Below are 15,213 nucleotides of genomic sequence, written 5' to 3' on the forward strand. Positions count from 1 at the left end.
GCGGGATGCTGGGGCCCCGCGGGGGGGCGGCCAGCATCCAGCGGCGCGATCACTTCTTGGTCACCGTGACCGGAATCGCCTTCACGGCCTCCTGCCGCTCGCCCTTGATGGCGACCTTGATCGTCAGGATGCCGTCGGAATAGTCGGCGGTCGCGCTGTCGGCGTCCGCGCCCGGCGGGAGTTCAATGGTGCGGCTGAACGACCCGTAGCGGAACTCCGACCGGTGCTTGCCCTCGACCGATGCGGACCTGACCGCACGCAGCACGAGGTAGCCGGCTCCGGCAGAGACCTCAAGGTCCTTCTCCGGGTCGATCCCCGCCATTTCGGCACGGACCACGTACTGCCCGTCCTCGATGTAATCCTCGATCCTGATGGCCTGGCCCAGGTAGGGCCTGAGTGTCAGGAAGGGCTCCTCGAACCAGTCGATGAGGTCCGGGACCATGGCCCGCGGATTCCTTCGCAGCACGATGCTCATCTCTCTGCGACCTTTCCGTGATGGGGCCCGGCCCGCTGCCGGGCCCTTGTTTCCCATCCCAGTGCCCAGGATCGCCTGACCGCCGCGGCGGCGGCAGGGCCGTTGCGCCCGGCAATGCGGGACCTCCGGCCCACGCGGGGGACGAAGGTCCCGGCTGCTCGCGACCAATGCCGCTGGCGGCCCGCGGACGGCGGAACGAAGCTTCGGGTAAGGACAAGGAGGAAGCAGAGATGGCAACGAGAGTTGGAATTAACGGATTCGGCCGCATCGGGCGCGCATTCGTGCGGCTCGCGATGGAGCGCACCGACCTGGAAGTCGTGGGAATCAATGACATCGCGGACGCGAGGACACTCGCGCACCTGCTCGAATTCGACTCCACCTATGGCCGGCTCGGCCAGAAGGTGGAATTGGACGACCACGCGCTGCTGGTCGGCGGCAGGCGCATCGCGGTATTCGCGGAGCGCGACCCGGCCACGATCGACTGGGGCGCGCTCGGCGCGGACATCGTGGTGGAGTCCACCGGCAAGTTCCGCAGCCGCGAGGCCGCGGCCGTCCACCTGAAGGGCGGAGCGCGCAAGGTGCTGATCTCCGCTCCGGGGAAGGGCGCCGACCTCACGGTCGTGCTGGGCGTCAACCAGCGCGCCTACGACCCGCTTGTGCACCACGTGATCTCCAACGCGTCCTGCACCACGAACTGCGTGGCACCCATGGTCAAGGTGCTCCACGACGCGTTTGGCGTGGAGCGCGGGTTCATGACCACGATCCACGCGTACACCGGGGACCAGATGCTGCTCGACGGTCCGCACAAGGACCTGCGGCGCGCCCGGTCGGCGGCGGCGAACATCGTGCCGACCACGACCGGCGCGGCCCGCGCGACCGGTGAGGTCATTCCCGCGCTCGCCGGGAAGCTTGACGGGGTGGCGGTCCGCGTCCCGGTGGAGGACGGGTCACTCACCGACCTGGCCGTCGTGGTCAGCACCCCGGTAACCGCGCTCGCGGTGAACGAGGCGTTCGCCGCGGCGGCCGCCGGGCCGCTCGCGGGCATCGTTCGCTACAGCACCGATCCGATCGTGTCCCGCGACATCATCGGCGACGCGGCGTCCTGCGTGTTCGACTCGCCGCTGACTCAGGCCGCGGGCACCCTGGTGAAGGTCTTCGGCTGGTACGACAACGAATGGGGCTACACCTCCCGCCTCGCCGACCTGGCCGTCCTCGTGGGCAGCCAGCTGTAGCAGAAACCCGGCATGGCAAGGAGGCAAGCCATGGCTACGATGCCTGTAGTCGCAGGCGTAGACGGATCAGAGGAGTCGCTGCGCGCCGTGGAATGGGCCGCCTGTGAGGCACGACGGCATGGGGCGCCGCTGCGCCTGGTGTCGGCCGCCGCCATGCCGCCGCGGATGCACGCGCACGGCGGCATGCCGCAGACGGTGGCCGATGAACTGTACGGCGAATCCGTCCGGGCGCTCAGCGAGGCGGTCACCCGCGCGGAAGAAGTCACCTCGCGGCTGCTCATCGACACCAGCCCGCTGGCCGGGGCGCCCGCACTCGCGGTCACGGTAAGCGGCTCGGGAGCGCTCATGCTCGTGGTGGGCGCGCGCGGCGCCGGAGGGTTCGCGGCGATGCTGCTCGGCTCCGTCAGCAGGTACGCGGCCATGCATGCCACCTGCCCGCTCGTCGTGGTGCGCGAGGAGACGAGCGCGGTGCACGGCGAGATCGTCGTCGGCATCGGCGACCCGCTGGACACCGGCGCGACGCTGGCCTTCGCGTTCGACGAGGCCAACCTGCGCGGTGCGACCCTGGTCGCCGTGCACTCCTGGAACCGGTTCACCTCCGCCGGCTGGCGGCCCGCCGATGCCGAGCACGTCGCGGCGGAGGCGGGCAAGAGCCTCACCGAGTCGCTGGCGCCATGGCGGGACAAGTATCCCGACGTGCCCGTCAGGTGCGACGTGGTGCACGACCACCCCGGCCACGTGCTCGCGAGCTACACCGGGCGCGCGGATCTCGTGGTGATCGGCAGGCACGGCTCGGCCGTCGGCGGCATCCAGCATGCGCTGCTCAGCCACGCGCACGGGCCCGTCGCCATCGTTCCACGTCAGTCCTGACATCGCGAAAAACGCCCGCGGCCTGCGGCCGCGGGCGTTTCGCTTGCCAGGTACGGCTCGAGCACGATGCGCGCCTTGGCCTTGCCGTGCAGGCCCGAGGCCTTCGCCAGCTGGCGGTCAGGGCCAGACATCACCCGGTCAGATGCCCTACGTCCCAGTATCGTCCCGTCTTCCGGGCTGCGGCGGGCGTCAGTAACCTGATGAAGGACCACCGCTGAGGAGGAGCCGTGGATGGAGTCTGACGCCGGCAGCCTTCCGGATTTCCTGCCGCAGCTGCGGCTGGATGAGCTGCTGTCTGAGCTGCAGAGCAGGCTGCAAGCGGTGCTGGCAGCCAGGGACCAGATGCGCGGCCTGCTTGAGGCCGTCATCGCCATCAGTTCCGGGCTGGACCTGGAAACGACGCTGCGGCGGATCGTGGAGACCGCGGTGCAGCTGGTGGACGCCACCTACGGGGCACTCGGGGTGATCGGCGACGGCAAGCGGCTGGCCCAGTTCATCCCGGTAGGCCTGACCGAGGAGGAAATCGGCGCGATCGACCACTGGCCGGAAGGACACGGCCTCCTCGGCCTGCTGATCAAGGACCCCCAGCCGCTGCGGCTTTCCGCCATCTCGAGTCACGCCGAGTCGTCGGGGTTCCCCCAGGGGCATCCCGCCATGAAGTCGTTCCTCGGCGTCCCGGTTCGGGTGCGGGACGAGGTGTTCGGCAACCTCTACCTCACCAACAAGCGCGGCGGCGGTGAATTCACCGAGGATGACGAGGCGGTCCTGCTCGCGCTTGGCGCCGCGGCCGGGGTCGCGGTGGAGAACGCCCGGCTGTACGAGGCCGCCAGGCGCAGCCAGCGGTGGATCCAGGCGAGCGCCGAAATCACCACGGCGCTGCTGTCCGGCACGGAACCAGGCGACGTCCTCGCGCGCATCACGAACCAAGCACGCGACCTGTCAGATGCCGACATCGCGGTACTCGCACTTCCTGACGAGGACGGTCAGCGGCTGACGGTCGCCTACGCGGACGGTGACGGCGCGGGCGCCGTCAGCGGACTGGTCCTCCCCGCTGGCCGCTCACTGTCCGGGCAGGTGCTGGCGAGCGGCGAGTCGGTGACGAGCGCCGACTTCGCGGCCGACGAACGCGCGTCCACGGCAGCCCGTAGCGCGATGAGCCAGGTCGGGCCCGCTGTGTTGTTCCCGCTCGGCGGGCCGGGCAGCCGCCGTGGCGTGTTCACCATCGGCCGCCGTCACGGCAGGGAACCCTTCCCCGAGGCGGAGGCGGGCTTCGCATCCTCCTTCGCCGCGCAGGCCGGCGTCGCGCTCGAACTGGCGGCAAGCCGGGCCGAGGCGGAACGGCTGTCTGTCTACCAGGACAGGGACCGGATTGCCAGGGACCTGCACGACCTGGTCATCCAGCGGCTGTACGCGACAGGCATGGCATTGCAGGGCACGATGCCGATGATCGGCAGGCCCGAGGTCGCCGATCGTGTCACCCGCGCGGTCGACGCCATGGACGAGACCATCAAGGAGATCCGCGGTGCGATCTTCGCGCTTCAGGCCAGGGACCAGGACGTCCGGCGCGACCCGCACGGCGACATCGTCCGCCTGGTCGACGAGATGACGGCCATGCTGGGCTTCGCCCCCTCGCTGCGGCTCGGCGCCGGACTGCGCAGGCTCGGCAGCGGAGAGCTGGCCGAGCAGGCGCTGGTCGTGCTGCGCGAGGCCCTGTCGAACGTGGCCAGGCACGCGGACGCGAGCAGCGCGGACGTGACGATGGACGTGGACAAGGACGGATTCCTCCGCGTGGTCGTGACCGACAACGGCAGAGGCCTCCCCAAGGACGGCAGGCGCAGCGGCCTGCGCAATCTCACGGAGCGCGCGGCGGAATTCGGCGGCGACCTGCGGCTGGGCCCGGTCGAGCCCGGTGCTTCACGGCCCGGGACCAGGCTGGAGTGGCGGGTCCCGGCCGGCCGAGCAGGGCAGCCAGCCGCTGCTCAGGAATGACGCGCACTGTCGTCCCCTGTCAACCGCTTGGCGGCGAGCCGCCGCCCGTCCACAATCGTCGGTGCGATGCGGATGAAGTGATCATGCTCCCCTGGACCCCACGGGTGAAGACCGACCCGCCGCAGACGGGTAATCTCCTCGCTGTCCACCACCGCCAGGGAGTACCCGACGATGGTCACGCTCCACCCCGCATGCGCGGCCATGTCCAGGCTGTCTACCTCGAAGGCCACCACCGCGCCGCGGGTCCCGGCGGCGAGCTTGCCACCGGAGTCCGTCCCGATGACGATGTCACCGTGGTCCAGCGCGAAGTTCACGAGCTCGACCGCGGGCAGCGCCTGCCGGGTATAGACGATCCTGCCCACGGCCACCAACCCCACCAGGCGCAGGCACTCATCCCGTGACAGGTCCTCCAGCGTTGTGCCGCTCATTTCCATGCCATGAAGGATGCCTGTGACCGGGGCCTCAGCCGAGAGAACAAGGTCCTCAACTGACGGGCCCCCCGGCCGGCATGCCCGTGCGGTTCGTTCTCACGCACCCGCGCGGCGCGGGCAGCTTCTTCGTGACACCGGACGTTAGTCCCGGTCATTGCGGGCCGATGGCCCTTGGGCCAGGGGATGTGCGCCCCTGAACGCCGACGGCCTGACTGCCTAGCGTTACAAGTGCAGGAATGGGTCAGCGTAGGGAGAAGAAGATGCCAGGGATCATTGTCGGTATCGACGGATCAGGCCATGCACGTGATGCCCTTGAGTGGGCCGTCAACGAGGCGGCGATCCGGCACACGCCGCTCACCGTCCTTACCGTCAACCAGACGGTTACCGGATGGGGCGTCCCCATGTCCTATCCGGGAGACGAGGAACTCATGGAGAAGGCACGCAAGGCCGCCGAGGAAGAGACCGAAGTCGTGCTTGAGAAGATCGCCGCAGAATCAAGGCCATCGGTGACCGTCAAGGCCGTCACCGGCCTGCCGGGCGAGGCACTCATGAACGCCGCCGCCGACGCGGACATGATCGTCGTCGGTTCCCGCGGCGCCGGCGGATTCAAGCGCCTGCTGATGGGTTCGGTCAGCACGCAGGTCACCCATCATGCCCACTGCCCCGTCGTGGTCATCCCGGCGGACAGGGACTAACTGGCATAGCGCCGCAGGAGGCCAGCCATGAACGCCACCGTGAAAGACGTGATGAGCACGCACGTGATCGCCATCAGGGAGAACGCCTCGTTCAAGGAGATAGCGACCAGGCTGCGCGAGCACGCGGTCAGCGCCTTCCCCGTCATTGACAAGGAAGGCAGGGTCATCGGAGTGGTCTCCGAAGCCGACCTGCTCCCCAAGGAGGCGCTTGAGGGCGACGTCCCCAGCGTGCTCCACAGCCTCGGGCACCGCCGCGAGGAATCCAAGATCACCGCTACCACCGCGGCGGACCTGATGACCAAGCCCGCGGTGACGATCGGCCCCGACGAGCCGGTCTCCCACGCCGCCCGCCTCATGTACTCGCATCGGGTGAAGCGGCTTCCCGTCACCGGCAAGGACGGACAGCTGATCGGCATCGTCACCCGCTCCGACGCGCTGAGCGTGTACAGCCGGCCCGACACGGACATACATCACGAGGTCACCAAGGATCTCATCCTCGGCACCTTCCTCTGCGACCCGGCCTCGTTCAAGGTCACTGTCAAGGACGGCATCGTGACCATCGAGGGAACACCGGAAACCGCCTGGGTCGGCCGCGACATCGTCGACGCCGTCCGGCATGTCGATGGTGTCGTCTCCGTACACGACCGGCTCAGCTATCCCCCCTCGAACACGCCTTACTACAGCAGTGGCGTCCCCAGCGGGCTCTTCTGACCCCGCACCGGGCGACTTGCTCGCATAGAAGGGGCGGCGGTGACTTCACCGCCGCCCCTTCTTGCGGGCTGTGCGGATCGCTTCACCGGTCATCCGCCGGGATCACGACCACTGGGCAGTGCGCGTGGTGAGTTACCTGGTAGCTGACCGACCCCATGACAAGCCTGGCGAAGCCGCCGGCCCCCCGCGATCCGAGCACGATCAGGTCTGCGCGTTTGCCGGCGACCAGGAGCTCCTCGGCAGGCGAACCGGACACGGCGTTGATATTGACCTGCGGCGGAGTGCCCTCCCCCAGTCGGTCGATCACCTTGTCCGTCTGCTCGCGCGCCGCGTCGCGGATCCGGACGGTCATCGCGTGATCCTCGGGGTAACTGACCGCACTGCCCCAATGGCTGATGACAGGCTGGTGCACGGCGATGACCGTCAGGGGCACTTGGCGAAGTCCCGCCTCGCGCACGGCCCACTCCAGCGCCCGCTCGGAATGGCCGGAGCCGTCGATTCCGACAACGATTCCCGACATGTCTCCCATCTCCCTCTGGCACGCGGCTTCTGCTGACTTGCCGCATCGGCACTCTCGACGCTAGGCCTGCCTCGAGTGCAGGTCAGGAGCAATTCGTCCCGGAGTGCGGAACAAAGGGCCCACCCAGGGGACGGCTATCGAACGCGTCATGCGTCGCGGTATTTCAGCACCAGCGAGCCGAGAACAAGAGCGCCGGCCGCCCAGAGGGCGACGACGCCGAGGCCCTGCCACGGGGTGAGCGGCAGGTTGTTCAGCCCGATTGTGGCCTGGGCGTCCAGGCCGGCGGGCAGCGGGCCGGTCTGGTCCAGATGCCGGCTGAGGGGCGGATTGGAGACGAGAGCCGCGGCGATCGGGAAGAGGTACAGCAAACCGAGCACTAGGCCGATCGCTGCCGCTGAGTCGCGTACCGCGGCGGCGACCCCCAGGCTGAGCAGGGCGATGAGCGTCAGGTAGAAGACCGCGCCGACGGCGGCCCGCAGGTCGGTGGCCGAGGTGAGTGACGGGTACCCGTGCGCGGGAGTGAACCCGTCGCCCGGGAGGATCAGCCGGCCGGCGAGCGCGGAGCCGGCCACCGCCATGGTCGAGGCGATGAGCGCCGGAGCGGTGAGCACCGCGGCCTTGGCGAAGAACCATGTCAGCCGCCGGGGCATCGCGGTCAGCGACAGCTTGATCATCCCGGTGCTGTACTCGTTTCCGATGGCCAGCACTCCTGCGACCGCGATCACCGCCTGGCCCAGGTAGATCCCGGTGAAGCTCACCTGCGCCGGATCGATGCCGCAGGCGGCCGACTGGCACTGGGCCGCGCTGGTCGCCGCCGCCCCGACGGTGACGGTCAGCGCGACGACCCCGGCAAGCAGCCACCACGGCTCGGCCACGGTGCGGTACTTGGTCCACTCTGCACGCAGGGCAAGCAGGGCAGCGCGCCGGGAGGCGGCGTCCGAGGCACCGCTCGACGGGTAACGCGGCGGAGCGGTCCGCGCCGCGAGGCTCATGCGTCTCTCCGGCCCAGCAGGAAGAAGGCAAGCGTCAGCGCGGCGGCCGCCCAGCCGCACTCCACCGCCAGTCCGGCCCACGGCGGATAAGGGTAGTAGCCCTCGTCCGGCCGGTAGATGGCGATGAGCTGGTAAAACCGCGGAACCGCCTGTTGTACGGACAGGGCGGAGGCCGGGGTGATCAGGAGCGGCCACCGCGGCCCACTGCCGTCCGGGCCTCGCAGCGGGCCGAGGGCGAACAGATACGGGACGATCATCACCGCGATCACCAGGGTGATCGCCGTCGCGCTGCGCCGCACGACGGTGCCGATCGCGAGTGCGAGCACCGCGGCGACGGCGAGCAGCGCCCCGGTGCCGACGACCATCCGTGCCTCGGTGAGCGGCGGTACCGGCCATTGCAGGCCGCCGCCCCGGCGCAGCAGGGGCGCGCCGACGGCGAGCGCGGCAGTCGCGGCGACCACCCCGGCGACGAAACCGGCCGCGCCGATCACGACAGCCTTGGCGGCGAGCAGTCGGCCGCGATGGGGTGCGGCGGTCAGCGAAACGCGGATCAGCCCGCGCCGGTGCTCGGCGGTGATGAACATCGCGGCCACCACGATCAGCGGGATCAGCCCGAAGAACGTCCCGGCCAGCGCCCGCTGGAGGGACTGGCCGCTTCCGCTGTACGCGTTTCCCGCGGCCGGGCCGATGTCGCCGTAGCCGGCTACGGTGACCGTGCCGGCGCTCTGTCGGAGCGTGCCGGGTGCCGGCACGCCGCCCGCGCCGAGTACGCCGCCCACGTTGGTGCCCGTCCATCCGGTAGCGGGCCAGGAGAGCCCGATGTGCCGGAAGACGCCCGTGGCCATCGCGCCGAAATTGCCGTTGACCGAGGACCCGGCGGCGAAGAGCCCTGCCTGCACGGTGGCGGTCAGCCCTGGGAGGTTCGCGGTGCCGACCAGCGTCCAGCGGGTGCCGTCGGCCGAGTCGTACCCGGTGACGCTGCCGCCGTCCCTCACCAGCCGCAGCCAGCGCGGCGCGGACGCGGTCGCGGACGCGCCGCCGGCCACGCCCGGTGTGTCGTTAACGTAGTCCCATTGCATCCGCACGCCGTTGGACCCAGTGACCATCATCGCCGCGTAGGCCGAGCCCTGTGACGTGTTCTCCTTGATGATGATCCCGGCCTTGGACCACGGCTGCAGGCCGGAGCCGATCTGCGGCTCGTCCAGTCTGCTGCCGGCCGGGGCCGCGGGGACCTGGCCGGTCAGCGACGTCACCTGCACGGTGATCGTGCCGTTCCCCGTCACGGGCTGGTGCGCGAAATAGAACGCGTCGATGACCGGCTCACCGCCTGGCCCAATCGGCTGCGCGGCACACGCGACCGCGTCGCCGGTCCCGCTAGACATGCCGGTCGCGCTCGACATGCCGCCGGTCGCGGCGCACCCGCCGCTGACGTCCGTGCCGAGAAACGCGAAGGCGGTTATCAAAACCATCGTGAGAAGTACCGCGATCACCCAGCCGCGCACGGTGCGGAACTTGGTCCACTCGGCGTGCACCAGGTACCAGAAGCTTTCCCGCTCGCGGGTTACCGGGGAGCGGCGCGGCGTCACGGTCCCCGTCGTCATGACGTCGCCTCCGCCCGGTACTCGACGCTCTCCCGTGTTAGTTCCATGTAGGCCTCTTCGAGGGTGGCCCGGTGGGCGGTGACCTCGCTGAAGGGGATCGCGTGGGCGGCGAGTGTAGCCACAACCCGTTCTGAGGAAAGATTTGAGATTGTCAGCACGCCGGGCCCGGCGGCGGTGACCTCAGCCCCGGCACCGGCGAGCACGGTCACCGCGTCGGCCGGCGCACTGGTGCGCAGCGTGATGCGGTTGCCTGATGCGGCGGCGATGAGATCGGTCACGGAGGTGTCAGCGATCACCGCGCCGCGGCCGACGACGACCAGGTGGCCGGCCCCATCTTCGGTCAGCAGAGCCTGCAGTTCGCTCATCAGGTGGCTGGAGACCAGGACCGCGCGGCCCTGCGCCGCGAGCGATCGCAGGAAGCCCTTCATCCAGACGATGCCCTCGGGGTCCATGCCGTTGAACGGCTCGTCGAAGATCAGTACCGCCGGGTCGCCGAGCAGCGCGGCGGCGATGCCGAGCCGCTGCCGCATGCCGAGGGAGTACCCGCCGGCCTTGCGGCGGGCGGCGGACTCCAGGCCGGCCAGCGCGATCACCTCATCGACCCGGGCGGCGCTGAGGCCCTGGGAGTGGGCGAGCCACAGCAGGTGGTTGCGCGCGCGACGGCTCGGCTGCAGCGCCCCGGCGTCAAGCAGCGTGCCGACATGGCGCATCGGGTTCTTCAACGAGCGGTACGGCCGGCCGCCGATGGTGGCCGAGCCGGCGTCGGGTGCGTCCAGGCCGACAACGACGCGCATGGTGGTCGACTTGCCGGCGCCGTTCGGCCCGACGAAGCCCGTCACCTGGCCGGGCCGGACCGTGAACGTCATCCCGTCCAGCGCCTGCACCGGACCGAACCGCTTGCACAGTCCGTCAATCTCGATGGTCGCGTTCATGGGAAAGAACATGCCGCAGCCCTGGCGTGCGGCGCGTCGGCCCGCGGGCAGATCCGCGCAGTCCCGCGATCCGCCCGCGGGTGTATGCCCGCGGGCAGACGACCCGGTGCGAGGCGGGGGTTACGATCGCTGCGATGAGCTTGACCCCGGCGAACTGGAGGCACCCGTGATCATGTGGGGGTTGCCGGCGCTCGGCTGCACCCTGGTCGGTTCCGCCCTGCTGCTTCGCCGCTTGCCGCTGGCGGCGCTCGCCGTGGTGCTTGGCGGATCGGCGGCGAGCGCAGCGGTTGAGCCCGCGCCCGCGCGGGCCACGCTTGTCGTGGCCGCCGTGGTGGTTGTGTGCGGAGCGGGTCTGGAGATCTGCTACATGGCGGCGACGCGGACCCGCGGGGTCTCTGTCGTCGGCGTGGCCATGGCCGTCGGCTTCGGCGTGCTGATTCCGTTCCTGAACGTGCCGTTGCCCGGCGCGCAATCGGGTGACATCGGAGGGTCGGCCGTGCATCTCGCCACGATCGCCCTGTCTCTTGCCGCGATCCTCGCCTGGCTGATCGGGAACTCGATCCGGCTGGCCCACGCCAGGGCCGAGGCGCTGACGGCTCAGTCCGCCACCCAGACCGCGCTGGCCGAGCGGCTGCGGATCGCCCGCGAGCTGCACGACATCGTGGCGCACAGCATCGGCATCATCGCCATCCAGGCGGGCGCGGCCCACCGGGTCTTCGACACGAGTCCCGCCGAGGCACGCGACGCCCTGGCCGCCATCGAGGCCACAAGCAGGGAAACGCTGTCCGGGCTGCGGCGCATGGTGACGGGGCTGCGGAACGAGGAACCCGGGTCCGGGCGGGCGGCGCTGGGCCCGGCGCCCGGCCTGGCGGACCTCGGCCGGCTGGCCGCGCAGACCCTGGACGCTGGCGTGCGGGTCGAGGTGGACTGGCGCGGCAGCCGGGAGCCGCTCCCCGCGGACATTGACCTGTCGGCATTCCGTATCGTCCAGGAGGCGGTCGCCAACGTGGTCCGCCATGCGGGCGCCGGCGAGTGCCTGGTGGTGATCGACCGCCGGGACGGGCAGCTGTCCATCGAGATCACCGACGGCGGGCGCGGCGGCGACGTTGCATCACCGGCATGCGCGAGCGCGCCGCGCTGCTCGGCGGCGAGTTCTCCGCCGGCCCGCGGGCCCGGCGGCGGCTTCCGGGTCGCCGTCCGGCTGCCGGTCCCGGCGCCGGCGCCGACCCAGGCCTGATGACGATCCGGGTCGTCCTGGCCGACGACCAGCCGCTGGTGCGGGCGGGCCTGCGCATGCTGATCGAGCAGACACCCGACATCGACGTGGCCGGCGAGGCCGGGACCGGCGCCACGGCGGTGCAGCTCGCGAGGGACACCGGGCCCGACGTGGTCCTCATGGACATTCGCATGCCTGGCATGGACGGCATTGAGGCAACCCAGCTGATCACCGCGGGCGGCGGGCAGGCGCGGGTGCTCGTGCTGACCACGTTCGACGACGATGACTACGTCTACGGCGCGCTGCGCGCCGGGGCGAGCGGGTTCCTTGTCAAGGACATGGCGCTTGAGGACATCCTGACCGCGATCCGCGTGGTCGCGGCCGGCGACGCGATGATCGCCCCGGCCGTCACCCGCCGGCTGATCGGGCAGTTCGCCGGCCAGCCTCGGCCCGGCAGCAAGGCACGCGAGCTCGCAGGGATCACCGGCCGCGAGCGTGAGGTTCTCCGGCTGGTGGGCCTCGGCATGTCCAACGCCGAGATCGCCGCCGCCCTGTACATCACCCCGGGCACCGCCAAGACGCACGTGGCCCGGCTGCTCGCCAAGCTCGGCGCGAGGGACCGGGTACAGCTCGTCATCATCGCGTACGACGCCGGCCTGGTGCCTGCCAGTCCTGGCACGCCGGCCGGCTGCGACAATGATTGCCTGACGACGTAACCCGGGGGTGACCATTGGAGCGGCAGGCTGGCAGCTTGCTCTCGGTGAACGTGGGCCTGCCGCGCGATGTGAGCTGGCAGGGCCGTACCGTGCGCACCGCCGTGTGGAAGCGGCCGGCCGACGGCCCGCGGCTCGCCCGGCGGCTGAACCTCGTCGGCGATGGCCAGGGAGACCTGGCCGGCCACGGCGGCGAGCAGCGCGCCGTGTTCGTGTACCAGATCGAGGCATACCAGTACTGGCAGCAGCAGCTCGGGCGGAACGACTTCGAGTACGGCCAGTTCGGCGAGAACCTCACCGTGCGCGGGCTGGCCGACGACGAGGTCTGCATCGGCGACCGCTACCAGATCGGCGAGGCGCTCTTCGAGGTTACGCAACCACGGGTGACCTGTTTCCGTGTTGGCATCCGGATGGATGATCCCAGGATTCCCGCGCTGCTCGTCTCTCACCACCGGCCCGGCTTCTACTTCCGGGTGCTGCGCGAGGGCGCGGTCCAGGCGGGAGACGAGATCGTCCGGGTGGCTCGCGGCCCGCAGGCCATGACCGTGGCCGAGATCGACGCGCTGCTGTACCTGCCCGGGCACCCGGCCGAGCAGGTGCGCCGGGCATTGACGATCCCGGCGCTGTCGCCGGGCTGGCAGGCGTCATTCCGCGAGCTCGCCGCCCAGGCGGACAACGGCAAGGGCACGGGCAACGCCGGGCTGGCCGCCGCGAGCCCGCCGCCAGCCTGGCCAGGGTTCCGCTCGCTCACGGTCACCGCGATCGAGCGGGAGAGCGAGTCGGTGATCTCGCTGCGGCTGGCCGACCCGGCCGGGGCACCGCTGCCTGCCGCGGCTCCCGGCCAGTTCGTGAGCGTCCGGCTGCGGCCGCACCCGGACCAGCCACCGCTGCTGCGCAGCTACTCACTGTCCGGCGCGCCGGATGCGGGGTCCTACCGGGTCAGCGTGAAGCGCGAGGAGCACGGCACGGCAAGCCACTACGTCCACGACCGCGTCCGGGCCGGTGACCGGCTTGAGGTCGCCGCGCCGCGCGGCACCTTCATCCTGCGGCCAGGCACGGCACCGGTGCTGCTGATCAGCGCGGGCGTCGGCGCTACCCCGGTCCTGTCGATGCTGCACGCGCTGGCCGACGCGGGGCCCGGACGCGAGGTGTGGTGGCTGCACGGCGCGCGCAACCGGGCCGAGGAACCGTTCGCGGCCGAGGCGAGGTCACTGCTGGACCGGCTGCCAAGGGCACACCGGCACGTCTGCTACAGCCAGCCGGGGCCGGGCGACGTAGTCGGCCGCGACTACCAATCGGCGGGCCGCCTGTCAGCGGACGTACTGGCACGGCTGGCCCTGCCGCGCGACGCCGAGGCCTACATCTGCGGACCGAACGGGTTCATGGCCGACGCGACGGCCGCGCTGGGCAAGCTCGGTCTTGGCGGCGGCCAGATCAGGACCGAGATCTTCGGCGCGCGGCCGGCGCTGACGCCAGGCATCGCGGCCGCGGCTGCCGTGCCGCCGCACCAGCCGGCCGGGACGCCGGGCAGCGGCCCGGAGGTCGCGTTCGCGCGCAGCGGCCTGACCGTTCGCTGGGACCAGCGCTACGCGAGCCTGCTCGAACTCGCCGAAGCCTGCGACGTGCCGGTCCGCTGGTCCTGCCGCACCGGCGTGTGCCACAACTGCGAGTCCGGCCTGCTGTCAGGGGAGGTCGGCTACTCGCCCGACCCGGTCGACGATCCGGCCGACGGTGACGTGCTGATCTGCTGCGCGCAGCCGACCGGCGACGTCGCCCTCGACCTGTGAGAACCGACCGGGTCGGGCGGTAAGCCTGGCTGTCAGGGGTGGACCGGTCCGCTGGGGCCCTTGTCCAGGCGCAGCGACTGCATGATGGCGAACGTCGTGGTCAGCGTGTATTCCTCGATGTCGGCGGCCGCCAGCACGCCGGTGTACTTGGCGATGACGGGCGCGGCCGCGCGCTCGGTCACCGTGTTGAGATGGCCCCTGATGCCCGCCCAGAAGTTCTCGCCGTAGTGCATGTAGTAAGGCACCGGGTTGACGCTCGCCAGCGCCTCCCTGGCGCTGGCCTCGATGTCGGCGATGTACTGCTGGTGCAATGCGACGTCCTCGCGGGTGGCGAGCCTGCCGACGTGCCCGCTGATGAGATGTGACCATTCGTAGGCCAGCGCCTTGGCTGGCGCCTGCATGTAGCCCTGCACGTCATCGCTGAGGTTGGTGTTGTAGATCGGCACCCAGCCGGCGTTGACGATATCGATCAGCATCAGGGTGTCGTGGCCGGGGAAGTGGATATAGATGTTGTCGGGCGAGTGGTTGGGTCCGTGCCAGGCCAGTTCGACGCGCTCCCCGCCTACCTCGAGCGTGTAGGTGTCGGCGAACGTCACATCGGGCACCGGACGGGCCGGGTCGCCGTCCCTAATGAGCAGGCGGCGCGTCTCCTCGTGCCCGATGCGGACGACGCCCTCGAACAGTGAGGCGGCGCCGCCGTGGTCGGCGTGGTGATGGGAGTAGACCAGGTGCGTGACGGTGCTTGTGGTGCCTTCCGCGGTGGTGATCTCGTCGACGGCGCGCAGCAGGTTGTTGCCGATGCTTGGCGGCGCGTCGAAGATCACCACGCCGTCCGTGGTAGCCAGGAACGCCGAGTTGTATACCCCGTCGGTGACCCAGTACAGGTTCCGCTCCACGCGCCCGACGTGATAGCCCTGCTCGTTCAGTGCGGGACCCAGCGCCGACCGCGGGATCGGCGCGTACTCGGGCAGTCCAGCGGTGCCGTTGCCGTCAGCTGATGATGTCACTGCGTTCTCCTCATGGCTCGGCACGCCCTGCTGGCTGTGCGC

The 15,213-nt window shown here is 70.5% G+C and carries 15 protein-coding genes; 8 read left to right on the forward strand and 7 right to left on the reverse strand.

Annotated features, from left to right (window positions below):
- Positions 1 to 49 precede the first annotated feature (49 nt).
- Complete coding sequence (locus EAS64_RS12270) at positions 50 to 475, reverse strand: Hsp20/alpha crystallin family protein (protein WP_187365859.1); 426 nt, start codon at positions 473 to 475, stop codon at positions 50 to 52.
- Between the two features lie 230 nt (positions 476 to 705).
- On the opposite strand from EAS64_RS12270, the gene gap reads away from it, so the two are divergent.
- The 3 genes from gap to EAS64_RS12285 all read left to right on the forward strand — a co-directional run bounded on the left by gap (position 706) and on the right by EAS64_RS12285 (position 4,566).
- On the forward strand, positions 706 to 1,707 hold the full coding sequence (gene gap, locus EAS64_RS12275) for a type I glyceraldehyde-3-phosphate dehydrogenase (RefSeq protein ID WP_145853045.1): 1,002 nt from the start codon (positions 706 to 708) through the stop codon (positions 1,705 to 1,707).
- 30 nt (positions 1,708 to 1,737) lie between these two features.
- Entirely contained in the window at positions 1,738 to 2,577 is an 840-nt protein-coding gene (locus tag EAS64_RS12280) for a universal stress protein (protein ID WP_187365860.1), read from the forward strand.
- A 231-nt stretch (positions 2,578 to 2,808) separates the two neighbouring features.
- Positions 2,809 to 4,566 carry a sensor histidine kinase gene (locus EAS64_RS12285; protein WP_145853047.1) on the forward strand — a complete coding sequence of 586 codons (1,758 nt, stop codon included), beginning with the start codon at positions 2,809 to 2,811 and terminating at the stop codon, positions 4,564 to 4,566.
- On the opposite strand, the gene EAS64_RS12290 is transcribed toward EAS64_RS12285, so the two are convergent.
- Complete coding sequence (locus tag EAS64_RS12290; RefSeq protein WP_246115638.1) at positions 4,557 to 4,994, reverse strand: pyridoxamine 5'-phosphate oxidase family protein; 438 nt, start codon at positions 4,992 to 4,994, stop codon at positions 4,557 to 4,559. The genes EAS64_RS12285 and EAS64_RS12290 overlap by 10 nt on opposite strands.
- Before the next feature lie 263 nt (positions 4,995 to 5,257).
- On the opposite strand from EAS64_RS12290, the gene EAS64_RS12295 reads away from it, so the two are divergent.
- A complete protein-coding gene (locus EAS64_RS12295; protein WP_187365861.1) occupies positions 5,258 to 5,692 on the forward strand; it encodes a universal stress protein in 435 nt (144 codons plus the stop codon).
- A gap of 27 nt (positions 5,693 to 5,719) precedes the next feature.
- On the forward strand, positions 5,720 to 6,403 hold the full coding sequence (locus EAS64_RS12300; RefSeq protein ID WP_145853050.1) for a CBS domain-containing protein: 684 nt from the start codon (positions 5,720 to 5,722) through the stop codon (positions 6,401 to 6,403).
- Positions 6,404 to 6,485: 82 nt separating this feature from the next.
- Here EAS64_RS12300 and EAS64_RS12305 read toward each other — a convergent pair whose 3' ends face one another.
- The 4 genes from EAS64_RS12305 to EAS64_RS12320 form a co-directional block, all read right to left on the reverse strand.
- Entirely contained in the window at positions 6,486 to 6,923 is a 438-nt protein-coding gene (locus EAS64_RS12305) for a universal stress protein (RefSeq protein WP_187365862.1), read from the reverse strand.
- 146 nt (positions 6,924 to 7,069) lie between these two features.
- Entirely contained in the window at positions 7,070 to 7,915 is an 846-nt protein-coding gene (locus tag EAS64_RS12310; RefSeq protein WP_246115639.1) for an ABC transporter permease, read from the reverse strand.
- Positions 7,912 to 9,516: an ABC transporter permease subunit gene (locus EAS64_RS12315; RefSeq protein WP_145853052.1), complete on the reverse strand. Its 1,605-nt coding sequence runs from the start codon at positions 9,514 to 9,516 to the stop codon at positions 7,912 to 7,914. Before EAS64_RS12315 ends, EAS64_RS12310 begins: the two co-directional genes overlap by 4 nt.
- Entirely contained in the window at positions 9,513 to 10,448 is a 936-nt protein-coding gene (locus EAS64_RS12320; RefSeq protein WP_145853053.1) for an ABC transporter ATP-binding protein, read from the reverse strand. Before EAS64_RS12320 ends, EAS64_RS12315 begins: the two co-directional genes overlap by 4 nt.
- Positions 10,449 to 10,620: 172 nt before the next feature.
- Between EAS64_RS12320 and EAS64_RS12325 the strand changes: the two genes are divergently transcribed.
- The 3 genes from EAS64_RS12325 to EAS64_RS12335 are packed head-to-tail and all read left to right on the forward strand — an operon-like array spanning position 10,621 to position 14,164.
- On the forward strand, positions 10,621 to 11,685 hold the full coding sequence (locus EAS64_RS12325; RefSeq protein ID WP_246115684.1) for a sensor histidine kinase: 1,065 nt from the start codon (positions 10,621 to 10,623) through the stop codon (positions 11,683 to 11,685).
- Positions 11,685 to 12,380 carry a response regulator gene (locus EAS64_RS12330; RefSeq protein ID WP_145853055.1) on the forward strand — a complete coding sequence of 232 codons (696 nt, stop codon included), beginning with the start codon at positions 11,685 to 11,687 and terminating at the stop codon, positions 12,378 to 12,380. The genes EAS64_RS12325 and EAS64_RS12330 overlap by 1 nt, the downstream gene beginning before the upstream one ends.
- A gap of 44 nt (positions 12,381 to 12,424) precedes the next feature.
- The gene (locus tag EAS64_RS12335) at positions 12,425 to 14,164 is read left to right on the forward strand and encodes an MOSC and FAD-binding oxidoreductase domain-containing protein (protein WP_246115685.1); all 1,740 of its coding nucleotides are present in this window, start codon (positions 12,425 to 12,427) and stop codon (positions 14,162 to 14,164) included.
- A gap of 32 nt (positions 14,165 to 14,196) precedes the next feature.
- Here the strand turns inward: EAS64_RS12335 and EAS64_RS12340 are convergent, their stop codons facing one another.
- On the reverse strand, positions 14,197 to 15,171 hold the full coding sequence (locus EAS64_RS12340) for an MBL fold metallo-hydrolase (RefSeq protein ID WP_222849246.1): 975 nt from the start codon (positions 15,169 to 15,171) through the stop codon (positions 14,197 to 14,199).
- Between the last annotated feature and the right edge of the window lie 42 nt (positions 15,172 to 15,213).

Origin of the sequence: Trebonia kvetii, from assembly GCF_007827045.1 — a bacterium.
Lineage (GTDB): Bacteria > Actinomycetota > Actinomycetes > Streptosporangiales > Streptosporangiaceae > Trebonia > Trebonia kvetii.